This is a genomic window from Streptomyces sp. YS-3, from assembly GCF_045257485.1.
In the GTDB taxonomy this organism is placed as follows: Bacteria; Actinomycetota; Actinomycetes; order Streptomycetales; family Streptomycetaceae; genus Streptomyces.
Genome location: NZ_JBJHPC010001044.1, coordinates 1 through 1,166, shown reverse-complemented (window position 1 = coordinate 1,166; position 1,166 = coordinate 1). Strand labels below are relative to the sequence as shown.

General features: G+C 72.3%; 1 protein-coding gene. It reads left to right on the top strand.

Annotated elements, in window-relative coordinates:
• Nucleotides 1-192: 192 nt before the first annotated feature.
• On the top strand, nt 193-1,166 hold a 974-nt coding region (locus ACJA3G_RS37360), incomplete at its 3' end, for a serine/threonine-protein kinase (RefSeq protein ID WP_406557454.1).

Below are 1,166 nucleotides of genomic sequence, written 5' to 3'. Positions count from 1 at the left end.
GTGTTTGTGCAGGTGGGGCGGGTGGAGGCGGCTCGGGGAGATGTCCGGAACGGGATGAGACATCCCGATCCGTACGCGGGTTGGCCACCGGGTGCCTCCGGCAGGAAGAATCGGGGCGACGCGTGAGACGCTGCACGGGGCCTTGTTGCGACGCGTTGATACTTAGGGCCCGTACGGGGAGGTGGCAGGCAAGTGGAGCAGCTGACGCAGCACGACCCGAGGCGTATCGGCCCCTTCGAGGTGCTGGGACGGCTCGGTGCCGGCGGCATGGGGCTGGTCTATCTGGCGCGCTCGGCGTCCGGCCGCCGCGTGGCGATCAAGACGGTGCGCACGGAGCTCGCCGAGGACCAGCTGTTCCGGGTCCGCTTCACCCGTGAGGTGGAGGCGGCCCGGGCCGTCAGCGGTTTCTACACGGCGGCGGTGGTCGACGCCGACCCGCGCGCGGCCGTGCCGTGGCTGGCCACCGCGTACGTACCGGCGCCCTCGCTGGAAGAAATAGTGAACGAGTGCGGGCCGCTCCCGGCCCAGGCGGTGCGCTGGCTCGCGGCCGGTATCGCCGAGGCGCTGCAGTCCATCCACGGGGCGGGTCTGGTCCACCGCGACCTCAAGCCGTCCAACGTCCTGGTGGTCGAGGACGGCCCCCGGGTCATCGACTTCGGTATCGCGTCCGGTGTCTCCAACACCCGTCTGACCATGACGAACGTCGCCGTGGGCACGCCCGCGTACATGTCGCCCGAGCAGGCGAAGGACTCGCGCAGCGTGACCGGCGCGAGCGATGTGTTCTCGCTCGGCTCGACGCTGGTCTTCGCGGCGACCGGCCACGCCCCCTTCCACGGCGCCAACCCGGTCGAGACCGTCTTCATGCTGCTGCGCGAGGGCCCCGACATCACCGGGCTGCCCGACGAGCTGCGCCCGCTGATCGAGTCCTGTATGCAGATGGAGGCCGCGCTGCGGCCCTCGCCCGAGGACCTCCAGGCACAGCTCGCCCCGCACCTGTTCGGCGGTTCGGACGACAGCGGCACCGCCTCCGCGTGGCTGCCCGACCGCTCGGTGGCGATGATCGAGCAGCGCCGGGGCGGTGGCCGCGCCAAGGCCGTGGCGCGTCCCGTCCAGGACCCGGACCCCTCGCCGCCGCCCCGCCCGCCCTACCAGCCCCCGCACCAGCC